This is a genomic window from Fructilactobacillus fructivorans, assembly GCF_000814735.1.
Taxonomy (GTDB): domain Bacteria; phylum Bacillota; class Bacilli; order Lactobacillales; family Lactobacillaceae; genus Fructilactobacillus; species Fructilactobacillus fructivorans.
On record NZ_JOJZ01000004.1, the window covers coordinates 1 to 1,478 of the forward strand.

1 rRNA gene is annotated in these 1,478 nt (G+C 51.7%); it reads left to right on the top strand.

Annotated features, from left to right (window positions below):
• Window positions 1-1,472, top strand: a 23S ribosomal RNA gene (locus tag LfDm3_RS06855); the annotation flags it as partial.
• Window positions 1,473-1,478 lie beyond the last annotated feature (6 nt).

Consider the following 1,478-nt stretch of genomic DNA (forward strand, 5'->3'; position numbering starts at 1 on the left):
ATTAACGTTTGAGTGATGGAGGAACGCAGAAGGCTAAGTTGTGCATCCTGATGGATATGGATGTTCAAGTCGCAAGTCAGGTCAAGAGAGAAATGCTTTTGATCGGGTTGACAAAGCGACGATGAGGACCGAAATTATAGTAGGGAAGCAACTGATGTCACGCTGCCGAGAAAAGCTTCTAGCGAGTTAATAACTACCCGTACCGCAAACCGACACAGGTAGTCGAGGAGAGTATCCTCAGGTGAGCGAGAGAACTCTCGTTAAGGAACTCGGCAAAATGACCCCGTAACTTCGGAAGAAGGGGTGCTGTCCTAACGGACAGCCGCAGTGAAGAGGCCCAGACGACTGTTTATCAAAAACACAGGTTTCTGCAAAATCGTAAGATGACGTATAGGGGCTGACGCCTGCCCGGTGCTGGAAGGTTAAGTGGAAGAGTTAGCTTCGGCGAAGCTCCGAAATGAAGCCCCAGTAAACGGCGGCCGTAACTATAACGGTCCTAAGGTAGCGAAATTCCTTGTCGGGTAAGTTCCGACCCGCACGAAAGGCGTAACGATCTGGGCACTGTCTCAACGAGAGACTCGGTGAAATTAAGATACCTGTGAAGAAGCAGGTTACCCGCGACAGGACGGAAAGACCCCATGGAGCTTTACTGTAGCTTGATATTGGGTGTTTGCACAGCTTGTACAGGATAGGTAGGAGCCATTGAAACCGGAGCGCTAGCTTCGGCGGAGGCGTCATTGGGATACTACCCTTGCTATGTGAACACTCTAACCCTGAGCACTCAACGTGCTCGGAGACAGTGTCTGGTTGGCAGTTTGACTGGGGCGGTCGCCTCCCAAATAGTAACGGAGGCGCCCAAAGGTTCCCTCAGAATGGTTGGAAATCATTCATAGAGTGTAAAGGCAGAAGGGAGCTTGACTGCGAGACATACAGGTCGAGCAGGGACGAAAGTCGGGCTTAGTGATCCGGTGGTACCATATGGAAGGGCCATCGCTCAACGGATAAAAGCTACCCTGGGGATAACAGGCTTATCTCCCCCAAGAGTTCACATCGACGGGGAGGTTTGGCACCTCGATGTCGGCTCATCGCATCCTGGGGCTGTAGTTGGTCCCAAGGGTTGGGCTGTTCGCCCATTAAAGCGGTACGCGAGCTGGGTTCAGAACGTCGTGAGACAGTTCGGTCCCTATCCGTCGCGGGCGCAGGAAATTTGAGAGGAGCTATCCCTAGTACGAGAGGACCGGGATGGACATACCGCTGGTGTACCAGTTGCGCCGCCAGGCGCACAGCTGGGTAGCTATGTATGGACGAGATAAACGCTGAAAGCATCTAAGTGTGAAACTCGCCTCGAGATGAGATTTCCCATTCCTTTATGGAAGTAAGACCCCTGAAAGATGATCAGGTAGATAGGTTAGAAGTGGAAGCGTAGTGATACGTGAAGCGGACTAATACTAATCGGTCGAGGACTTAACCAAGCAAAA